This window comes from Micromonospora sp. NPDC023966, from assembly GCF_040639095.1.
In the GTDB taxonomy this organism is placed as follows: domain Bacteria; phylum Actinomycetota; class Actinomycetes; order Mycobacteriales; family Micromonosporaceae; genus Micromonospora.
This window is the reverse complement of the sequence record NZ_JBEZZJ010000005.1, coordinates 84435-104098: the sequence shown is the minus strand read 5'-3', so window position 1 is coordinate 104098 and position 19664 is coordinate 84435. Positions and strand designations below refer to the sequence as shown.

16 protein-coding genes are annotated in these 19664 nt (G+C 75.0%); 10 read left to right on the top strand and 6 right to left on the bottom strand.

Going from position 1 to position 19664, the window contains the following annotated elements; translation table 11 throughout:
• Nucleotides 1–19: 19 nt before the first annotated feature.
• From AB0F68_RS10800 to AB0F68_RS10770, 7 genes are all read left to right on the top strand, one after another.
• Nucleotides 20–478: a BlaI/MecI/CopY family transcriptional regulator gene (locus AB0F68_RS10800; RefSeq protein ID WP_107078685.1), complete on the top strand. Its 459-nt coding sequence runs from the start codon at nt 20–22 to the stop codon at nt 476–478.
• A 10-nt stretch (nt 479–488) separates the two neighbouring features.
• Nucleotides 489–1394 carry a M56 family metallopeptidase gene (locus AB0F68_RS10795; RefSeq protein WP_357335047.1) on the top strand — a complete coding sequence of 302 codons (906 nt, stop codon included), beginning with the start codon at nt 489–491 and terminating at the stop codon, nt 1392–1394.
• 100 nt (nt 1395–1494) lie between these two features.
• Nucleotides 1495–2742: a cytochrome ubiquinol oxidase subunit I gene (locus AB0F68_RS10790; protein WP_357335045.1), complete on the top strand. Its 1248-nt coding sequence runs from the start codon at nt 1495–1497 to the stop codon at nt 2740–2742.
• 12 nt (nt 2743–2754) lie between these two features.
• Nucleotides 2755–3762, top strand: a complete 1008-nt coding sequence (locus AB0F68_RS10785) for a cytochrome d ubiquinol oxidase subunit II (RefSeq protein WP_357335043.1) — start codon at nt 2755–2757, stop codon at nt 3760–3762.
• Nucleotides 3759–5435, top strand: a complete 1677-nt coding sequence (gene cydD / locus AB0F68_RS10780; RefSeq protein ID WP_357335041.1) for a thiol reductant ABC exporter subunit CydD — start codon at nt 3759–3761, stop codon at nt 5433–5435. Before AB0F68_RS10785 ends, cydD begins: the two co-directional genes overlap by 4 nt.
• Nucleotides 5432–7444, top strand: a complete 2013-nt coding sequence (gene cydC, locus AB0F68_RS10775) for a thiol reductant ABC exporter subunit CydC (protein WP_357335039.1) — start codon at nt 5432–5434, stop codon at nt 7442–7444. The genes cydD and cydC overlap by 4 nt, the downstream gene beginning before the upstream one ends.
• Before the next feature lie 58 nt (nt 7445–7502).
• A complete protein-coding gene (locus AB0F68_RS10770) occupies nt 7503–8192 on the top strand; it encodes a permease prefix domain 1-containing protein (protein WP_357335036.1) in 690 nt (229 codons plus the stop codon).
• A gap of 7 nt (nt 8193–8199) precedes the next feature.
• Here the strand turns inward: AB0F68_RS10770 and AB0F68_RS10765 are convergent, their stop codons facing one another.
• Nucleotides 8200–8541 (bottom strand): helix-turn-helix transcriptional regulator, encoded by a 342-nt coding sequence (locus tag AB0F68_RS10765; protein ID WP_357335034.1) that lies wholly within the window; start codon nt 8539–8541, stop codon nt 8200–8202.
• Nucleotides 8542–8688: 147 nt separating this feature from the next.
• Here AB0F68_RS10765 and AB0F68_RS10760 point away from each other — a divergent pair, with 147 nt between their 5' ends.
• Nucleotides 8689–9654, top strand: a complete 966-nt coding sequence (locus tag AB0F68_RS10760) for a DNA primase (RefSeq protein WP_357335032.1) — start codon at nt 8689–8691, stop codon at nt 9652–9654.
• A 64-nt stretch (nt 9655–9718) separates the two neighbouring features.
• Nucleotides 9719–12208, top strand: a complete 2490-nt coding sequence (locus AB0F68_RS10755) for a transposase (protein ID WP_357335030.1) — start codon at nt 9719–9721, stop codon at nt 12206–12208.
• A gap of 460 nt (nt 12209–12668) precedes the next feature.
• Here AB0F68_RS10755 and AB0F68_RS10750 read toward each other — a convergent pair whose 3' ends face one another.
• From AB0F68_RS10750 to AB0F68_RS10735, 4 genes are all read right to left on the bottom strand, one after another.
• A complete protein-coding gene (locus AB0F68_RS10750) occupies nt 12669–13262 on the bottom strand; it encodes an ATP/GTP-binding protein (RefSeq protein WP_357335027.1) in 594 nt (197 codons plus the stop codon).
• A 1-nt stretch (nt 13263) separates the two neighbouring features.
• Nucleotides 13264–13641, bottom strand: coding sequence for a DUF742 domain-containing protein (locus AB0F68_RS10745; RefSeq protein WP_357335373.1), 378 nt, complete (start codon nt 13639–13641; stop codon nt 13264–13266).
• 100 nt (nt 13642–13741) lie between these two features.
• On the bottom strand, nt 13742–14146 hold the full coding sequence (locus tag AB0F68_RS10740; protein ID WP_013283992.1) for a roadblock/LC7 domain-containing protein: 405 nt from the start codon (nt 14144–14146) through the stop codon (nt 13742–13744).
• On the bottom strand, nt 14143–17742 hold the full coding sequence (locus AB0F68_RS10735) for a nitrate- and nitrite sensing domain-containing protein (RefSeq protein WP_357335025.1): 3600 nt from the start codon (nt 17740–17742) through the stop codon (nt 14143–14145). The genes AB0F68_RS10740 and AB0F68_RS10735 overlap by 4 nt, the downstream gene beginning before the upstream one ends.
• 384 nt (nt 17743–18126) lie before the next feature.
• Here AB0F68_RS10735 and AB0F68_RS10730 point away from each other — a divergent pair, with 384 nt between their 5' ends.
• The gene (locus tag AB0F68_RS10730; protein ID WP_357335022.1) at nt 18127–18540 is read left to right on the top strand and encodes a hypothetical protein; all 414 of its coding nucleotides are present in this window, start codon (nt 18127–18129) and stop codon (nt 18538–18540) included.
• On the opposite strand, the gene AB0F68_RS10725 is transcribed toward AB0F68_RS10730, so the two are convergent.
• Nucleotides 18541–19614 carry an adenosine deaminase gene (locus AB0F68_RS10725; protein ID WP_357335020.1) on the bottom strand — a complete coding sequence of 358 codons (1074 nt, stop codon included), beginning with the start codon at nt 19612–19614 and terminating at the stop codon, nt 18541–18543. It abuts the gene before it with no gap.
• Between the last annotated feature and the right edge of the window lie 50 nt (nt 19615–19664).

The window sequence follows — 19664 nt, the reverse complement described above, 5'->3', positions numbered from 1 at the left end:
CGCGAGGTAGGATTAGCGGGTGACTCGGCTCGGTGATCTGGAACGTGCGGTGATGGACGTGCTGTGGGACTCGGTCCCCGCCACGTCGGACGGCGTGACCGTACGCGAGGTCGCCGACGCCCTCGACGGGCGTGAGCTGGCCTACACGACGGTGATGACCGTGCTGGACCGGCTCGCCGGCAAGGGCATGGTGCAGCGCGAGCGGGAGGGGCGGGCCTGGCGTTACCGGCCCGCCGCCACCCGCGAGGCGCACATCGCCCAGCTCATGCTCGACGCCCTCGACCTCGGCGGCAGCCGGGACGCCGCGCTGGTGCGCTTCGCCCGCTCAGTGACCGGCACCGAGGCCGAGGTGCTGCGCGCGGCGCTCAGCGCCGAGGCGGGCCTGGCCGGCTCCGGGCCGGCCGAGTCCGGGCTGACCGACCGGGTCGAGGACCCGCGGGCCGGCGGCCCGGCGCTCGACGAGGCGACGGACCGGTAGGGCGGCCGCCGTGGCGTACGCCGTGCACTTCGCCGCGACCACCCTGGCCTGCTGGCTGACCGCGCAGGTCCTGGCCGCCGCGCGGTGGACCTGGCAGGCCCCGCGGGTGGCGATCGTCTGCTGGCAGGCGGTCGGACTGGCGCTCGGCCTCTCCGCCATGGGCCTGCCCATGGCCCTCGGCCTGGCCGCGTACGAGCTGCCGACCGGGAGCGCGCTGCTCACCCTCGCCGACGACCTGGCCCACGGCACCCTGCCGGCCGGGCTCGGCGCGCTGCACCTCGGTCTGGTCGGGGTCGGCTTCGGCATCGGCGCGGTGCTGCTCACCACGACCGTGCGCAGCATCCACGGCACGGTACGCGCCCAGCGCCGGCACCGGGAGCTGCTCAGCCTGGTCGCCCGGCGCGACCCGACGGTGCCCGGCGCGCTGGTGCTCGACCACCCGAGCGCGGCCGCGTACTGCCTGCCCGGGGTGAAGCCCCGGGTGGTGGTCAGCGCCGGCACGCTCAGCCTGCTCGACCGGGCCGAACTGGCGGCGGTGCTCACCCACGAGCGGGCGCACGCCCAGGAGCGGCACGACCTCGTGCTGCTGCCGTTCACCGCGCTCTGCCGGGCGCTGCCCTGGTTCCGCTGGGTGCGGGACGCCCACGAGCGGGTGGCCCTGCTGGTCGAGATGCGCGCCGACGACAAGGCCCGCGAGCTGCACGCGGAGGAGCCGCTGGCGGGCGCGCTGCGCCGGTTCGCCGCCGCCGGGCACCGGGTCACCCCGGCCGGCACCCTCGGCCTCGGCGACCGCGACCTCGACGTACGGGTGCAGCGGCTCCTGGTGGCCGACCGGCCGCCCCGGGTGCTCGGCGCCACCGCGCTGTCCGTCGCGGCCCTGCTCGTCGCCCTGCCGATCTCCCTCTTCCTGAGCTGACCGGTGCGCAGCCCGCCCGGAGTCGCCACCGGTCCGCATAGGTAGCGACGCTACGTGTAGGCTCGCTATGACAAGTGAGTCAACTCGTGGGAGAACGGCCATGGATCCCCTGCTCCTCGCCCGCCTGCAGTTCGCCACGACCACCTCGATCCACTTCCTCTTCGTGGTGGTCACCCTCGGCCTGGTCACCCTGCTGGTCGGCCTGCAGACCGCCGGCTTCGTCACCGGCAAGCCGGTGTACGAGCGACTCACCCGCTTCTGGGGCCAGCTCTACGTGATCAACTACGTGCTCGGCATCGCCACCGGGATCGTGATGGAGTTCCAGTTCGGGCTGAACTGGAGCGGCCTGTCGCGCTACGTGGGCAACGTGTTCGGCGCACCGCTGGCCATCGAGACGCTGGTCGCCTTCTTCCTGGAGTCCACGTTCCTCGGTATGTGGATCTTCGGCTGGCACCGGCTGCGGCGCGGCGTCCACCTGGCGTTGCTCTGGGGCGTCGCGCTCACCGCGTACGCCTCGGCGTTCTGGATCATGGTGGCCAACGCCTGGCTCCAGCACCCGGTCGGCTACGAGGTCCGCGACGGCGTCGCCCACCTCACCGACTTCGGCGCGCTGCTCACCAACCCCACCCTCGGCTTCGCCTTCGGCCACGTGGTCTCGGCCGGGCTGGTCACCGGCGGGATGCTGATGGCCGCGGTCAGCGCCTGGCACCTGATCCGGCGTACCCCGGACTTCCTGCTCTTCCGCAAGTCGCTGCGGCTCGGCCTGATCACCGCGGCGCTCGCGGTGACCACGCTCCAGGGCTTCGGCTTCGCGCAGTTCGGCCCGGTCGGTGAACTCCAGCCGACCAAGTTCGGCGGCGGCGCCGACCGCGACGCGCTTGTCGCCGAGTGGACGGCGAGGTTCGGCCCGGGCGACTACACGCCGCCGGTGCTGTCCAACGTCGGCCTGGGCTTCATGATCCTGATCGGCTTCACCCTGGGTTGCGCCTGGTTGCTGCTGCCGCTGCTCTGGCGGGACTGGATCATCCGGTTGAAGTTCCCGCTCTGGCTGGTGCTGCTCGCCGTGCCGCTGCCCTTCGTCGCCGTGATCCTCGGCTGGATCGCCCGCGAGGTGGGACGCCAGCCCTGGGTCGCGTACGGGCTGCTGCCGACCGGGCAGGCCGTCTCGCCGGTGAGCGCCGGACTGATGCTCACCTCGCTGATCGGCTTCACCCTGCTGCTCGGCACCCTCGCCGTCACCAACTGGGTGCTGCTGGCCCGGCACGCCGCCCGGGGCGCCCATGATCCCGCGCTCGGCCGGCCACCCGCGCCGGACACCGACCACCACCCCCACCCCGTGTTCGCCTGAGGGAGGCCCGCCGTGGAACTCGCCTGGTACGCCCTGCTCGGCCTCTTCTTCGCCACCTACCTCGTGCTCGGCGGCTACGACTACGGCGTCGGGCTGCTGCTGGCCCGGGGCGCCACGCCGGAGGCCCGGCGCGCCGCGCTGAACGCGGTCGGGCCGTTCTTCCTCGGCAACGAGGTCTGGCTGGTGGCCGCGGTCGGCATCCTGTTCGGCGCCTTCCCCACCCTGGAGGGCGAGCTGCTCTCCGGCTGCTATCCGGCCGTGCTCGCCGCGCTCGCCGGAGTGGTGCTGGTGACGGCCGGGGTGCAGCTGCGCAGCCGGCCGCGGGGCGGGGCGGCCCGGGCCGGCTGGGACCGGGTGGTGGTGGCCGGCAGCGTGCTGGCGGCGCTCGGCTGGGGCGCGCTGCTCGGCGGGCTGCTCCAGGGCGTGCCGCCGGGCGGCGACGGGCACGTGGCCGGCGTCGGCCACCTGCTCACCCCGTTCGTGGCCGCCGCCGCGCTGGCGCTGCTCGCGCTGGTCGCCGTGCAGGGTGCGACCTTCCTCACGCTGCGGCTGCCGGCCTCCGACGTGCCGTCGGCCGCCCGGCTGGCCCGCGGCCTGGTGCCGGCGGCGCTCACCGCGGTCGCCACCGCCGCCGTCCTGGGCCTGCTCTCCGACCGGGTACGCGCCGCCGTGGGACGCCCGGCGGTCGCCGTACTCCTGCCGTTGGCGCTGGTGGCGGCGCTGCTGGTGGCCCGCGCGGCGCTGCGGCGGGGCCGGGCCGGGGTGGCCTTCGCGGCGACCAGCGCGGCACTGGCCCTGCCGGCGCCGCTGATCGGCGCCGCGCTCTGGCCCCGGGTACTGGTCTCCACCGCCGACCCGGCGACCGCACTGACCGTCGCGGACGCCGCCGCGAGCGGGCCGACACTCGCGCTGCTGGGCTGGCTGGCGCTGCCGCTCGTGCCGGCCCTACTAGGCTTTCAGGCGATGTGCTGGTGGGTGTTCCGGGGACGGACCGACGGCAGGGCACCGGTGTACTGGTGAACCGCCGTCCGTTCGACCCGCGGCTGCTGCGCCGGGTCCCCGCGGCCCGGCGCGACCTCGCCGTGCTCGCGGTGCTGGGCGGGCTGACCGCGCTGCTGGTGGTCGCGCAGGCCACCGCGCTGGCCACCCTGCTGGCCACCGCGATCGACGGGCGGCTGCACCGGGCGGCACTGGCCGGTCTCGTGGCGGCGGTCGCCGCCCGGGCGCTGGTGAGCTGGGCGCAGGGCACGGTGGCGGCCCGGGCGGCGGCGACGGTCAAGGCGGCGCTCCGGGCCGACCTGCTGCGCGCCGTCGGCCGGCACGGTCCTACCTGGGTCGCGGGCCGGCGCGCCGGGCAGCTCGCCACCCTCGCCGGGCGCGGCCTGGACGCGCTCGACCCCTACTTCACCGGCTACCTGCCGCAGCTCGTGCTGAGCGTGACCGTTCCACTGGCCGTGCTGGCCCGCATCGTGCTCGCCGACTGGAGCTCGGCGCTGATCATCGCGCTGACCATCCCGCTCATCCCGGTCTTCGGGGCGCTGCTCGGCTGGCAGGCGCAGGCCGCCACCGAGCGGCAGTGGCGGCGGCTGTCGCTGCTCGGCGGGCACTTCCTCGACATGGTCGCCGGGCTGCCCACGCTGCGCGCCTTCGGCCGGGCCCGGGCCCAGGTGGACGTGGTACGCCGGATGGCCGACGGTCACCGCCAGGCCACCATGAAGACGCTGCGGATCGCCTTCCTGTCGGCGCTGGTCCTCGAACTGGTCGCCACCCTCTCGGTGGCGCTGGTCGCCGTGCCGGTCGGCATCCGGCTGCTCGGCGGCGGCATCACCCTCTCCACCGCGCTGCTGGTGCTGCTGCTCACCCCGGAGGCGTACCTGCCGCTGAGGGCGGCGGGCAGCCGGTTCCACGCCAGCATGGAGGGGCTGACCGCGCTCGACGAGGCGCTCACCCTCTCCGCGCCGCCCGAGGCGGCCGTCCCCGGCGGCACCCGGCCGGCGCCGGGCGGCCGGGGCGAGATCCGCTTCGAGGGTGTGACCGTCGCGTACGAGCGGACCACCGCCCTGCGGGACGTCACGCTCACCATCCGCCCCGGCGAGCGGATCGCCGTCATCGGCCCCAGCGGGGCGGGCAAGACCACCCTCCTCGGCCTGCTGCTCGGCTTCGTCACCCCGACCGCCGGCCGGGTCACCGTCGACGGGGTGGACCTCGCGCACGTCGACCTCGACGCCTGGCGGCGCGAGCTGGCCTGGGTGCCGCAGCGGGCCCACCTCTTCGCCGGCTCGCTGGCCGACAACATCCGCCTCGGCGCCCCCGCCACACCGGACGCCGCGCTGGCCGGCGCGGTCACCGACGCCGCGCTGGACGAGGTGGTCGCCGCCCTGCCCGACGGGCTCGGCACCACCCTCGGCGAGCGCGGGCACGGCCTGTCCAGCGGGCAGCGGCAGCGGGTCGCGCTGGCCAGGGCGTTCCTCCGGGACGCCCCCCTGGTGCTCCTCGACGAACCGACCGCCCGGCTGGACAGCGCCAGCGAGGCGATCGTGCTGGCGGCCACCCGGCGGCTGGTCGCCGGGCGTACCGCGCTGCTGGTCGCGCACCGGCCCGCGCTGCTGGAGGACGCCGACCGGATCCTCCGCGTCGAGGACGGCCGGGTCACCGAGCTGAGCGCGGTACCGGCCGGGAAGGTGACGCCATGACCGACGGACCGGTCGTACCCGAGCGTCCCGAACGGCCGGACGACACCGGCCGACGCGACCGGGTGCCCGGCGCGGCCGCGGACGGCGTGCTGCCGGACCGGCCGGACCAGCCGGTGCGGGCCGTACCGGGCGGGGTCGCCCGGGACGGGGTGACCCCGGCCGGTCGCGACCCGGGCGTGCCGACCGCCGCCGAGACGAGCCCTCCCGAGCTGCTGCCGGGCGGCCCGGCGCCGACCGTCGCCGCCGCGGCGGCCTCCGGGGTCCGGGGCGGCGCGAGCGCCGAGCGGACGGTGCTGCGGCTGGCCCGGCCCTACCTGGGCCGCCTGCTGGGCGCCGGGTTGCTCGCCGCGGCCACCGAGTTCGCCGGGCTGGCCCTGATGGCCACCGCCACCTGGTTGCTGATGAGCGCCGCCGGCCGGCCGCCGCTGGACCGGCTGACCGTGGCGATCGTCGCGGTGCGCGCGCTCGCGGTCAGCCGGGGCGTGCTCCGCTACACCGAACGGCTGGCCGGGCACGACGCGGTGCTTCGCATGATCACCGACGTCCGGGCCCGGGTCTTCGCCACCCTGACCGTCCGGCGGGAGACCGCCACCCAGCGCAGCGGTGACGCGCTGAGCCGGCTGGTGTCGGACGTGGAAGCGGTGCAGGACCTGCTGCTGCGGGTGCTGGTGCCGGGGGCGGCGGCGGCCCTGGTGAGCCTGCTCGCCGTCGGCAGCGCCGCGCTGATCTCGCCGCCGGCCGCGGGCGTGCTCGCCGTCGGGCTGCTGGTCGCCGGGGTGGCGCTGCCCGCGCTGGCCGCCGGGCTGACCCGACGGGCCGCCGACGAGGTGGCCCCGCTGCGGGGCGCGCTCGCGGTGGACGCGGTCGACCTGACCCACGGGGCCGCCGACCTGGCCGCCTTCGGAGCGACCGGCACGGCGCTCGCCGCGGCCGAGACCCGGACCGGCCGCCTGGCCCGGCTGGAACGCCGGCTCGCCGCGACCGGCTTCGCGGTGGACGCGGCCGGGGTGCTGGTGGGCGGGCTCACCGCCGCCGCCGTGGTGGTCGTGGCGCTGCGCGCGGGCGTCGGCGGGGTGCTGGTCGGCGTCCTGGCGGTGGGCACGCTGGCCGCCGTCGAGGTCGCCCTCGCGCTGGTCGGGGCGGCCCGGCAGCGCACCCAGCTCCGCGCCGGCCTGGCCCGGGTGGCCGACCTGCTCACCGAGGCCGGGGAGCCGGCGCCCACCGCCCCCGCCGGGCCGGCGGCGGGCGGGCACGACGTCCGGTTCGAGAGCGTGACCGTCCGCTACCGGGAGGGGGCGGCGCCCGCCCTGTCCGGGGTCGACCTGGACCTGCCGGCCGGCCGCCGGGTGGCCGTGGTGGGGCCGAGCGGCGCCGGCAAGAGCACCCTGGCCGCCGTGCTCACCGGGGCGGTACGCCCCGACGCCGGCCAGGTCACCGTGGACGGCGTGGCAGTGGCGGCCCACCCGGCCGAGGAGCTGCCCCGGATGGTCGGCGGCCTGCTCGCCGAGGCGTACGTCTTCCACGCCACGGTCCGCGAGAACCTGCTGCTCGGGCGGCCCCGCGCCGACGAGGCGGAGCTGACCGCCGCCACCCGGGCGGCCGGCCTGCTGGACTGGGTACGCGCCCAGCCGGAGGGCTGGGACACCGTGGTCGGCGAGCAGGGCGGGCAGCTCTCCGGCGGGCAGCGGCAGCGCCTCGCGCTGGCCCGGGCGCTGCTGGCCGCCCCGCCCGTGCTGGTGCTCGACGAGCCGACCGAGGGGCTCGACCCGGCGGCCGCGGACGCGGTGCTCGCCTCGGCGCTGGCCGCCACCCCGGCCGGGCACTCGGTGCTGCTGATCAGCCACCGGCTCAGCGGCCTCGCCGGGCTGGACGAGGTCGTGGTGCTCGACGCGGGCCGGGTGGTGCAGCGCGGCCGGCACGAGGAGCTGGTGGCCCGGCCGGGCTGGTACCGGGAACAGTGGCTGCTCCAGGAGGCGGCCGAGCGCGGCTACCTGGCACTGGCCCCCTGAGCGGCTTTCCGGGGTTTTCCCCGACGCGGTCGGCGGCCCGCGGTGGCAGGGTGGTCCCATGCGGGGGTACGAGGAGATCCGCGTCGACGAGCGGCTGCGCGAGTTGGCCGGGCAGCTGCACGGGCCGGCCCGGCTCAAGGCCGACCTGCTGACCGAGGCGCGGCACGCGCTGGAGGACGCCGTCGAGGCGTACCGGGAGGTGGGCCTGCCGGTGGCGGAGGCCGAGCGGCGGGCGGTGGCCGAGTTCGGCACGCCGGCCCAGCTCGCGCCCGGCTACCAGGCCGAGCTGGCCGCGGGCGCGCTGCGCGGGCTGGCGCTGCGGGCGCTGGCGGTGGCCGCGGTGCTGATGGCCGCCGGCGACCTGACCTGGCGGGGGTCGAGCTGGAGCGACGGGCCCCGACCACCGGCGGGTTACCTGCTCCTCTCCGCCTCGGTCAACGGCATCTGGGGCGTGATCGCCGGGTTGGCGGTGGCCGGGCTGCTGCTCGGCCTGCTGGCCGCCCGGTACGGCTCACCCCGGCTGCCACGGCTGGCCCGCGCGGTGGGGTTCGGGCTGACCGGCGGGCTGGCGGTCGGCGCGGCGGCCGGCGGGGCCCTGTTCGGCTGGTCGGTCCACCTCTGGGACGCGGCGCTGACCTGGCCTCCGATGATCATCGGTGCGGTGCTGGTGGGCGCCGGCTGGTTCGCCCTGGCCCGGGCCGCCCGCTACTGGTTGATCACCACGCGGGGGCCGCGCGTCGCCGGCTGACCCCGGCTCAGGCGGGGGCGGCGGGCGGCTCGTCGGTGCCGAGGAAGCGTCCCACGGTGGCGCTGAACTCGCGCCACCCCGCGCGCTCCCCGGCGAGCGCCCGACCGCCGGCCTCGGTGAGCTGGTAGGTGCGCCGTTCCCGGCCGTTGACGGTGCTCCAGGCGCTGGCCACGTAGCCGGCCCGTTCCAGGCGGCGCAGTGCCGGATAGATGGTGCCGGTGGGCAGGTCGAGGGTGCCGCCGCTGCGGGCCCGGAGCGCCTCGATGATCGCGTAGCCGTGCAGGGCGCCCTGCTCCAGCACCGCGAGCAGCAACGCGTCCAGGTGTCCGTGCAGCGCCTGGGCCTTCATGTGTAGCAAGACTACTTGTCCGCGGGCCGGGACGCCACCGGGGTGCGGCTCCCCGCCGCGACGGGACGCCCACTAGGGTATGTGCGCAGAGTCACTCGGCGGTCGAGCGCCGCCGGGTGGGCAACCCGAAAGCACACGGAGGTCAGCGTGGCCCGCCAGTCGCCCCAACGGCCCGACGCCGACGAGCCCGAGCTCGACGACACCACCGCGTCGGCCGCAGAAGACGAGGCCGAGGTCGACCGCCCGGCGGCGGACCGCGCGCTCTGGGACGAGCTGCGGATCGACCCGGTGGAGATCGCCCTGCCCGCCGGCACCGGCTTCACCCTGCGGGCGTACCGGCCGGCGCGGGAGCTGACCCCCACCGACGTCGCCGAGCGCGACCAGGACGACCCCTTCCTGGCCCGTCGCCAGGTCGTCGAGACCGAGGACGACGAGGAGGTGGTGATCCTCGACGAGGAGTTCGCCGCCCTCTCCGCCGAGGAGGACGAGGACGACGAGGAGCGGGCCGGGCGCCGCAAGCACGGCAAGGCCGAGGCGGCCGCGGACGAGGACGCCGCCGACGAGGACACCGCCGACGAGGCCGAGGAAGCCGACGAGGACGAGGACGAGGCGGACGCCGCGGGCGACGAGGAGGTGCCCGCCTTCCTCACCCACCGCGGCAAGCTGCTGCTGTTCAAGACCCCGGAGTCGCTGGTCAGTTTCATCCGTTCCGGTGCGCCCAACGACCTGTCTCAACTGGACAGCTGGAATGAACTGTCCGAACGGGTGGAACCGGCCGACATCGCCCCGCTGGACGAGGACACCTACGAGCTCGACCTGGTGGTGGAGAACCTCCGCGGCGGCCACGACGCGTGGGACCCCACGCTGTTGATCGAAGCCGGCGAGATCGCCCGTGACCTGGCGTACGCGCTGCGGCTACCGGCCGTGCTCGACATGCTCTCCGCCGGCTCCAGCCTGGACGATCTGGACGAGGCGCTACGCGCTTCTGTCAATGGCGGAATCGGTGGATTCATGGGCCGGCGCCGACTGAAGAAAATCGGGGCACAAACCGCAAGTTTGGGTTGGCGCACCATTGTCGGCAAGATCTCTGCTGTTGTGGACTGGCGCGACTGACCCGGAGCGGGGAGCATCAGTCTCTGGCAGAGCAAGACCTGAGTCCCGGGAGGAGGACGATGCCGTGGCGCTCGTGCGCGTGTACTGCGGTCTGGCCTCGGCGGATTCGGCCGACCGGTCGGCTTCGGCCGGATCGGCGCTGACGTCCGCTGTGGTCGACGACGCAGGCCGTCTGCTGCATGTCTGCGAGATCGGCGACGACCCGGCGGGCTACGCCCAGCTGGTCGCGCTGCTCGTGGAGCGGTCGGGCGGGCCGAGCGGTGCGGCCATCGCTGCCGACAGCGACGACCACACGGTCACCTCGCTGCTCAGCGCGGCGGGTCGGCCGCTGGCGATCGCAGACGACGACTCGGTCGACGACTTCGCCGAGCGCTTCGCCGACGACGACTCCCTTGAGGAGATGCAGTCCCCGCCGGCCGAGCGCCGGGCGGTCGGGCTGGCCCGGGCGCTCCAGGCCGGCGCGCTTTCCGCGGTGACCCTCCCGGCGCCGCGCGACCTCGCCAACTACAAGCAGGTCCTCGCGGCGCACGCCGCACTGGCCAGCGGCCGGCACTCCGCCGCGGTGGCGCTGCGCGAGGTGCTCCGCGAGCTCTACCCGGCCGCGCTGCGCGCGTACCCCGACCCGGCCGAGCCGGTCTCCCTGGCCGTCCTCGACGCGCTGCCCGAGCCGGGCATGCTCGTCGGCACGGTGGCCCGGGGCCGCGAGGTCTCGGTCGCGGCGGACGCCGTCGCCGCGCATTTGGCCGCCGAGGGCGTGGCCGACGCCGACACCATCGACGACGCGGTGACCGCGCTGCGGGTCGCCATCTCCGAGACGCCTCGGCGGGCCACCGTCAACCGGGCGCTCACCGCCGCCGTCGCCGAGACCGTACGACAGGCGGTCGCCTCCGTCCGGGCCTGCGACGCCGGCTGCGACGCGCTGGTCGGCGCGCTCAACGCCCGGGTCACCACGCCCGCCCCGGCGCCCGGCCGCCGGGCCGCCGCCCGCCGCGGCGAGCAGGTCGAGGAGCTGGCCTCCAACGGGCTGCGCCCGGTGCGCCCCACCGAGCCCGAGCCGATCTCCGAACAGACCGCCCGGCGCGGCCGCCCCGAGCCGGTCTCCGCCGGCTTGGAAGAGGCCGCCCGACGCAGCCACCCCGAGCCGGTCTCCGCGGGGTTGGAGGAGCCGGCCCGACGTGGCCGCCCCGAGCCCGCCTCCGGCGGGTTGGTGGGGCGGCGCAGCCGTCCCGAGCCGGTCTCCGGTCCGGCCGGCCCGGCCGCGCCCCGGCCGCTCGGCCCGCCGCCGGTGGCCCCGCCGCCGGTTACGCCGCCGCCCGTCGCCCCGGCCCCGGTCACTCCGGCCGCCATGGGCCGGCCGGCCTCGGCGCCGCCCGCCCGCCCCGAGCCGACCGGCGCGCCGCGACCGTCGCGGGTGGACGGGCCGACCAACCGGCCGATCTCCGCGCCGCCCCCGCCGCCGCCCGGGATCACCCCGATCGCCCCGGCGCAGCGCGGGGCCGTGCCGCCGGCCGAGGCCGGAGAGCCGTTCCGCCCGACGCTGACCACCGCCGCGATCAACAAGGCGCGGGCCGAGCGGCAGCGCACGATCATTCCGCCGCGGCCCAAGACCAACCAGACCAACCAGGAGCCGCCGACCGGCGGGTTCAGCGCCACCGACCTGACCATCCCGGTGCCGACGCCCCGCCCCGGCCAGGAGTCCGCTCCCCCGGGATCCCGGGCCAACTGGCCGCTGGTCAACAACGGCGACGACCAGGACGACCGGGCCAAGGAGGCGAGGGCCTACCCGTACGGGCGGGGCGTGGACGCGCCGAGCGACCCGGGCCGGGTCACCCCGCCCTGGCTCGCCGACGACCTGCCGCAGGAGCCGCCGATGCTGCGGCTGGTGGAGCCACCGCCGCTGGCCGACCGGGCCCTGCGTGACGAGCTGAACCCGCCGACCGACCCCGGGCTGGACACGCCGTCGCTCCGGCTGGTCGAGCGGGCGGAGGCCAACCGGCTGAACGGCCCGGCGCCCCGCGCCGAGCTGCCGTCCCGCGCCGAGCTGCCGCCGCACGCCGAGCTGCCGCCCCCGCTGGAGCGGCGGCCCGCGCCGAAGGAGCACCGGCCGCCGCCGGTCTCCGACGAGGGCGACGGCGACCTGCTGATCTTCGCGCAGGCGAAGTCGGCCTGGTTCGTCGGGCACGGCGACGAGGCCGACCTGGAGTGGTCGACCACCGCGGACACCGGCTGGCAGGCGGCCGAGCAGGCGGCCCGTCCGGCGGTCGGCTCGGAAACCAAGGCCGGCCTGCCCAAGCGGGTCCCGCAGGCCAACCTGGTGCCGGGCTCGCCGCTGCGCGAGGAGCGTCCACTGCGGATCGTCCGGAACGCGGCCAGCCTCGCCGAGAACACCACCGGCTACTTCCGGGGTTGGCGTCGCGGTCAGGAGATCGGTGGCTTCGCCGTCGGCGGTCGCCCGGGTCGGGAGGCGGCCGGCGGCTGGGACTTCAGCCGGGACACCGGCGACCGCGACGACGACCGGGAGTACGAGTACCGCTCCGCCGGCTACCGGTCCTGATCAGAGTCGCGTCCCGCCCCACCTGCGTGTTCCTGCCCACCCGGATGACTTGACGCCGGGTGGGCTCGCCGCGCGCACCTGCAGCTACAAGCTCCCCTGGACGCCGCCCACGTGGCCGGCCGGCTGGCGGGAGTGGTCGGGCCGCAGCGGGTACGGCGGGTCGCCCCGCTGGCCGCCGACGGGCTGCACGGCGACTCCGGGGTGCGGGCGGTGCGCAGTGCACTGCGTAGCATCGCCGGGCCGTCCCCTGCGGCACCGCCCCGGACTCCGGCACGGCGGCATGGAACCCGACTCGCTCGCCGCCTACGTGGTCGCCCCGGGGCACCCGGCGGTTGTCCGCCTGATCGTCCGACCCCGACCATCCCGCCGGGACGGTCACCGGCCGGCTGCGCAGCGTACCGAACCGCGGACAGCGAGAAGCGCCCGGTGGCCGATGGCCGCCGGGCGCTTCGTCACCTGGTCAGGCGGGGGTGACAGCCCGCGAGCGCCGCATGGTGAGCACGTACTCGACCAGCGAGATCAGCACGTGTTTCGTCGACTCCCGGTTCCGGGCGTCGCAGGCCACCACCGGCACGTCCGAGGAGATCGCCAGCGCGTCCCGGACATCCTGCGGGTCGTGGTACTGCATCCCGTCGAAGCAGTTGATGGCCACCAGGTACGGCAGCCGCCGGTGCTCGAAGAAGTCGATGGCCGCGAAGCAGTCGGCCAGTCGACGGGTGTCGACCAGCACGACGGCGCCGATCGCGCCCCGGACCAGTTCATCCCACATGAACCAGAACCGAGTCTGACCCGGCGTACCGAACAGGTACAGGATCAGATCGCGATCGATCGAGATACGACCGAAGTCCATGGCCACCGTGGTCGTCGTCTTGCCCGGCACCTGCCGGGTGTCGTCGACGCCCACGCCGGCGGAAGTCATGATCGCCTCGGTGGTCAGCGGCGTGATCTCCGAGACCGAGCCGACCAGCGTCGTCTTGCCGACGCCGAATCCACCGGCGATAACGATCTTCGCCGACGTCACGCGCCCGCTCGGGGCCGGCGGCCGGTGCGACATGTCAGAGCCTGCGAAGTCCACTCAGCACCCTCTCCAGCAGTTCAGTGCCCACCGCGTCGTCGGAGTCGTCCAAAATGGTCGGCTCGTGGACCGCGACCAGGCCGTCCGTCGCCATGTCGGCGATGAGCACCCGGGCCACGCCGAGCGGAAGCTGCAGCCGCGCCGCGATCTCGGCGAGCGACTGCACGCGTCCGTCACACAGCGCGGCGATGTACTGGTGCTCACGGCCCTGGCCACCGTTGCCTGTGGCAACTGACCGGCCGCGCACCGTCGTCTCGACGAGCGCCTCCAGGGCGATATCGAGCCGGGGACGGGTACGACCGCGGGTCACGGCGTATGGACGGACCAACGCTCCGGTCGGTTCGTCACGATCGACCATGTCGCCGCTCACCTCCTTCGTACCCGGCACCGGCTCGCCCCGGTGGCATTCGTCCTTGTCGTAGTTGTTGCCGCTCCTGACCCACCGGTCAGCGCGTCGTTCAGCCCATCATCCCGACAGCCGTACGCGGCTGCGGGGTCAGAGCGTCGCCCACCCGGTCGACGAGCAGGGCCATCTCGTAACCGACCTGCCCGACGTCGCAGCTGCGCGCGGCGAGCACGGCGAAGGACGAGCCGTCCGAGATGGACATCAGGAACAGGAAGCCGTTGTCCATCTCGACGACGGTCTGCAGCACCGCCCCGCCCTCGAAGCAGCGAGCCGCGCCCTGGGTCAGGCTGACCAGGCCGGACGCGATCGCCGCGAGCTGGTCCGCGCGGTCCCGCGGAAGGTCACGGGACGAAGCGAGGAGCAGGCCGTCGGCCGAGACCGCGACCGCGTGCGCCACACCGGGCACCCGGTCGGCGAAGTTGGCGAGCAGCCATCCGAGATCCTGCGTAGTTGTCATCCTTGTTGCTCCTTCTGCCCGCTCCCGGCCACTGGGCCTGAGTCAGACTGCGAGGACTGCTGCCCGCCCGGAGTCCCCTCCGGGCCGGTGGAGTTGCTGTCAGCCGGGTTCGTACGCCCCCGCTGCACGCCCCGATGGTAGGCCGAAAGCAGACCCCGCACGCCCTCCGGCGTGCGGCGCTGCACCGACGTGGACGGCTTCTCGATGCCACCGGGCACGAGCTGCGCCATCGGCTTCCGCTTCGGCAGGCCCTTCTGAGTGGTCTCCGCGACCGGGACCTCGGTGGCCGCGGAGGCGGCCTTCCATCCGTCGTCGGCCGCGGTCTGCCAACCGGGCTGCGGCGGGGCGGCGGGCTGCCGGGTGGGCAGCGCACCGGCGTTACCGGGACGGGCGCCCCCGTTCGCCGAGCCGTTGTCGTGCGGCGCGCCGCCGGCCGTCGCAGTGTGTGCCATCGGCGTGTTACCTGTCGTCCCGGGTGGTGTCTGCTGGACGGCCCGACCGGCGGCGTCGACCTTGGCGAACTGCTGGGTCGCGGCGCCGTTGGTCGCCGCGGCCTGCGCTGCGGCCGCCTCCTCGTTGGGCCCCGGCCGGCGGGTACGGAACCAGGCCGACTCGAGCTCCCGGAAGATCGGCAGCTCCATCGTCTCGTCCGCGTACCGCTGGCGGTTGCCCGGCTGCTGCGGGGTGGCCGGCCGCTGCGCGGGGGCCGGCGCCGGCGTCGGCCGATTGACGGCCGGGGGCGCCTCCTGGCGGGTGACCCGGGGCAGCTCGGTGGTCATGTCCAGGCCGGCGGCGAGCCGCTCCGGCACGGCCGGAGCCGCTGCCTGGTCGGGTGTGGCGACCGGCGGCCAGACCGGTGGGGCGCCGACGTGCGACGCGGGCGTCGGCGGGGCGGGCCGCGGCGGCACCTGGTTCACCGGGGGCACCGAGACCGGGTGACCCGCGGCCGGCGCGGCCGACACCGGCTGACCGGAGACCGGCGCACCCGACACGGGGTAACCGGAGGCCGGCGAGCCGGAGACGGGGTAGCCGGAGGCCGGCGAGCTCGACACGGGGTAGCCGGAGGCCGGCGAGCCCGACACGGGGTAACCGGAGGCCGGGTGGCCGGAGACCGGGACACCGGAGACCGGCGGCAGCGGCGGCGCCGACACCGGCGGGACCGGCGGGGCGGAGACCGGCGGCGGGTTGTACGGCCGCGCCTCCGGGCTGCTCGGCAGCTGCCGCGGGATGGCCGGCTGCTGGCCGGTGGAGGCGGGGTCGGCCTCGGCCGGGTTGCGCCGCTGCGGCAGCGGGTCGATCGGCTGGCCGTTCGAGCTCCGCGGCGTGAAGCCGTCGCCGCCGGCGAGCGGGCCGGCGCCGGTCAGGTCGGACCAGGCCGGCATCGCGCGGCCCGAACCCGCGTTGGCCGGGGTGCCGGAGCCGTTGCGCGACGCCGGGTCGAAGGAGCGCCCGCCGAGGGTGACCTGGTTGCCGGAGGCACCGGGGTGCGGGCCCGGCGGCGGGGTGTGCGGGCCGTTGCCCAGCGCGGCCAGGGCGCCGAACGCCGGGGTGGGACCGCCCTGCTGCGGGCCGGCGGCCGGCAGCGCCGGCGCGGACTGGCCGCGGCCGGAGAGCGCGCGCGGCACCAGGACCGAGGGGGGCAGCGTGACGTCGGCGACCGTGCCCCGGTCGGCACCGGGCCGCAGCTCAACCTTGACGCCGTGCCGGGAGGCCAGCCGGGCGACCACGACCAGGCCCATCATCCGGGAGACCGCCACGTCCACCTGCGGCGGCGTGGCCAGCCGCTCGTTCAGCTCACGGAGCTGCTCGTAGCTGATGCCGATGCCCCGGTCCTCGACGTAGAGGGAGGCGCGGTCGCCCACCCGCCGGGCCTCCACCATGACGTGCGAGTCCGGCGGAGAGAAGGCGGTGGCGTTGTCGAACAGCTCGGCGACCAGGTGCACCAGGTCGTTGACCGCGTGCGCGGCGACCTCGATGTCCCGGTCGATCACGCCGAACTCGATCCGGGTGTAGTGCTCGACCTCGGACTGGGCGGCGCGGAGCACGTCGATCAGGGCGGCCGGCTCGCGCTGCACGCGGGTGGAGTCCGCGCCGGCGAGGACCAGCAGGTTCTCGTCGTTGCGGCGCATCCGGGTGGCCAGGTGGTCGAGCTGGAACAGCTCGGCCAGCCGGTCCGGGTCCTCCTCGCCGCGCTCCAGCCGGTCGAGGTGGCCGATCAGCCGGTCGACCAGGATCTGCGACCGGCGGGCCAGGTTGACGAACATGGTCGCGACGGAGGCCCGCAGGGCGGCCTGCTCGGCCGCGGTCCGGACGGCCTCCAGGTGGACGGCGTTGAACGCCTCGGTCACCTGACCGAACTCGTCCTTGCTGCGTACCGGCAGCGGCTCGGCGATCTGGTTGGCCAGCTGCACCGGGGAGAGCTGCCCGGTGACCTGCGGGTCGCGCAGCCGGGCCACCGCCTGCGGCAGGCCGTACTGGGCCACCGACAGGGCGCCCTGGCGCAGGTCGCGCAGCGAGCGGGCCATCGAGCGGGCGACCAGGTAGGCGAAGAGGATCGCCAGCAGCAGCATGCTCAGCAGCAGGCCCGCCTGCAGGAAGACCTGGCGCTGCACGTCCGAACGGAGTTGGTCGGCCTGCTTGACCACGTCGCCGTCGAGCCGCGACTCGACGGTACGGACCAACTTGGCGTTGCCGACCATCGCGGTGTCCCACTGGTCCGCACCGAAGGAGACGCCCGTCAGTGTCCCGGACTCGTTGCCGGCGATCTGGCCCTGGTAGGAGGACACCTCGCGCAGGTCGCCCCCGGCGACGGTCTGCTGGTAGAGCTCCTTCTCGGACCCGTTGGCGACGGCGGTGAAGGACTCGATCGCCTGCTGCTCGGCGGTGACGGTTTTGATGTAGTCCGTGCGCAGGGACTGGTCGAGCCGGCCGCGGTCCAGCGCGAGGTGCACGACCACCCGGCGCTCGGAGAGGAACTCCTTGCTGCGGGCGACGGCGGCGGCGGCGCGCATCCGGTCGCTCAGGTCGCTGTCGCCGGCGAGCTGGGTGCTCGAGTCACGGACCGCGAGCAGCTCGCTGATCAGGCCGTCGTACCCCTTGACCGCGAAGCTGGTCGACATCTTGCCGTTGAAGACCTGACTGCGGGAGCCGGACAGGTCTTCAAGGTCCTGGTCGATCCCGTCGAGGGTCTTCTCCAGCGCGGGGGGCAGCTCCTCCAGCACGACGCGCTGCTGCGAGTACTTCCCCTGCGCCTTGTCGACCTCCTGGCCCGCATGGGTGTAGACGTCGTTGTACCGGGCCTTGACCTTCGGGTCTTCGGCACTCAGCAGCAGCACGGCGGCGGTCCGCTCGTCCTGCAGCTTGTCGACCAGATCACCTGAGTAGCCGATCAGCGTGGCCAGGTTGCCGGCCCGGTTGGCATTGTTGAGCGTCTCCAGCTGGTCGACCAGACCGCTGGTGCCGACCACGACCGTGGCGATGGTCGGCACGATCATGATCAGGCCGAGCTTGGACCAGATCGGCATGTCGCGGAGCCGGCTGGCCGGCCGGCTCAGACGCGACAGGAAGGAGCCCGCCGTCGATGGCCGTTTGCTCACGTCACCGCCCTCGCATTACCGCGTCCGGCGTGGCCCGTGGGCAACGCCGAGCGACCGACCCGGCGGGTCGGACCTCCGAGATTCCATCACGCCGCCCCGCAAGAAGAAAGCCCAGGTTGTTCCTCGCCGGAGGTGTGATGAGATGTTGATGCAATTTGATAGCAATCCGTCTGGCCGGAGTTACTCAAAGTAATGGAACACCCGCACCGCGTCGTCCTGCTCGCCGGGCCCTCCGGCTCCGGAAAGTCGTATATTGCCCAACGAACCGGACTTCCCGTCCTCTGCCTCGATGACTTCTACAAGGACGGCGATGACCCTACGTTGCCGCGTCGGAACGGCGCGGTGGACTGGGAGTCCCCGCTGTCCTGGGATGCGGAAACAGCGGTGGAAACAATCGCCCGACTGGCCCGGGAGGGCAAGGCCGAAGTGCCGGTTTATGCGATCGGCGCGGACCGGCGGGTGGCCACCCGGCCATTCGACGTCGACGGATCGCCACTTTTCGTCGCCGAAGGGATCTTCGCCGCCGAGATCGTCGCGGAGTGCCGCCGCCGGGGGCTGCTCGCCGGGGCGTACGCGCTGCGCCGCCCGCGTGGCGCGACCTTCGTCCGACGGCTCGCCCGCGACCTGGCCGAGCAGCGCAAGGCGCCCCGGGTGCTGATCCGGCGCGGGGTGGCGCTGCTGCGGGCCGAGCCGGCGGTGCTGCGCCGGCAGACCGGGCTGGGCGCCGAGGCGGCCCGGGCCGGGCAGGTGCTGCGCCGGGTGGCCGCCCTGCTGGCCGACCACCCGCGGCAGCCGTGATCAGCCGATCAGCTTGGCGTACGCCGGCTTGATCACCTCGTCGATGATCTTCAGCCGCTCGTCGAACGGGATGAAGGCGCTCTTCATGGCGTTGATGGTGAACCACTGGAGTTCCTTCCAGCCGTAGCCGAAGGCGTCCACCAGCAGGGCCATCTCCCGGGACATCGAGGTGCCGCTCATCAGCCGGTTGTCGGTGTTCACCGTCACCCGGAAGCGCAGGTCGCGCAGCAGCCCGATCGGGTGGTCGGCGATCGACGCGGCCGCCCCGGTCTGCACGTTCGAGGAGGGGCACAGCTCCAGCGGGATCCGCTTGTCCCGGACGTACGCGGCCAGCCGGCCCAGCATCGGCGGGTTCCCCGGCGTGATGTCGTCGACGATCCGGACGCCGTGCCCCAGCCGGTCCGCGCCGCACCACTGGATCGCCTGCCAGATCGACGGCAGCCCGAACGCCTCGCCGGCGTGGATGGTGAAGTGGAAGTTCTCCCGCTGGAGGTACTCGAAGGCGTCCAGGTGCCGGGTGGGCGGGAAGCCCGCCTCCGCTCCGGCGATGTCGAAGCCGACCGCCCCGGTGTCCCGGTGGCGGACGGCCAGCTCGGCGATCTCCTGCGAGCGGGCCGCGTGCCGCATCGCGGTGAGCAGCGTGCCGACCCGGATCGGGGTGCCCGCCTCGGCCGCCAGGGCGCTGCCCTCCCGGAAGCCGGTGACCACCGCGTCGACCACCTCGTCCAGGGTCAGGTTCTGCTCCAGGTGCTGCTCAGGAGCGAACCGGACCTCGGCGTAGACCACCCCGTCGGCGGCCAGGTCGAGCGCGCACTCGCGGGCCACCCGACGCAGCGCGGGCCCGGTCTGCATGACCGCCACGGTGTGCGCGAACGTCTCCAGGTAGCGCTCCAGCGAACCGGAGTTCGCCGCCTCGGCGAACCAGCGGCCCAGCGCCTCGGGGTCGGTGGTGGGCAGCTCGTGGCCGGCCTCGGCAGCCAGCTCGACGATCGTCGCGGGCCGCAGACCGCCGTCGAGGTGGTCGTGCAGCAGCGCCTTCGGGACCTTGACGATGTCCTCGTACGAGATTGCCATGCACCGACCCTAGTCACCGAGGGCCGCGGCACGGCACCGGACCGGGCCGG

Bases quoted from the DNA above. Each gene is read 5' to 3' on its own strand.
- AB0F68_RS10725 (WP_357335020.1), bottom strand. From the start codon at position 19,614: ATGGCAATCTCGTACGAGGACATCGTCAAGGTCCCGAAGGCGCTGCTG.
- AB0F68_RS10745 (WP_357335373.1), bottom strand. From the start codon at position 13,641: ATGGTCGATCGTGACGAACCGACCGGAGCGTTGGTCCGTCCATACGCC.
- cydC (WP_357335039.1), top strand. From the start codon at position 5,432: ATGACCGACGGACCGGTCGTACCCGAGCGTCCCGAACGGCCGGACGAC.
- AB0F68_RS10790 (WP_357335045.1), top strand. From the start codon at position 1,495: ATGGATCCCCTGCTCCTCGCCCGCCTGCAGTTCGCCACGACCACCTCG.
- AB0F68_RS10740 (WP_013283992.1), bottom strand. From the start codon at position 14,146: ATGACAACTACGCAGGATCTCGGATGGCTGCTCGCCAACTTCGCCGAC.
- AB0F68_RS10770 (WP_357335036.1), top strand. From the start codon at position 7,503: ATGCGGGGGTACGAGGAGATCCGCGTCGACGAGCGGCTGCGCGAGTTG.
- AB0F68_RS10765 (WP_357335034.1), bottom strand. From the start codon at position 8,541: ATGAAGGCCCAGGCGCTGCACGGACACCTGGACGCGTTGCTGCTCGCG.
- AB0F68_RS10750 (WP_357335027.1), bottom strand. From the start codon at position 13,262: ATGTCGCACCGGCCGCCGGCCCCGAGCGGGCGCGTGACGTCGGCGAAG.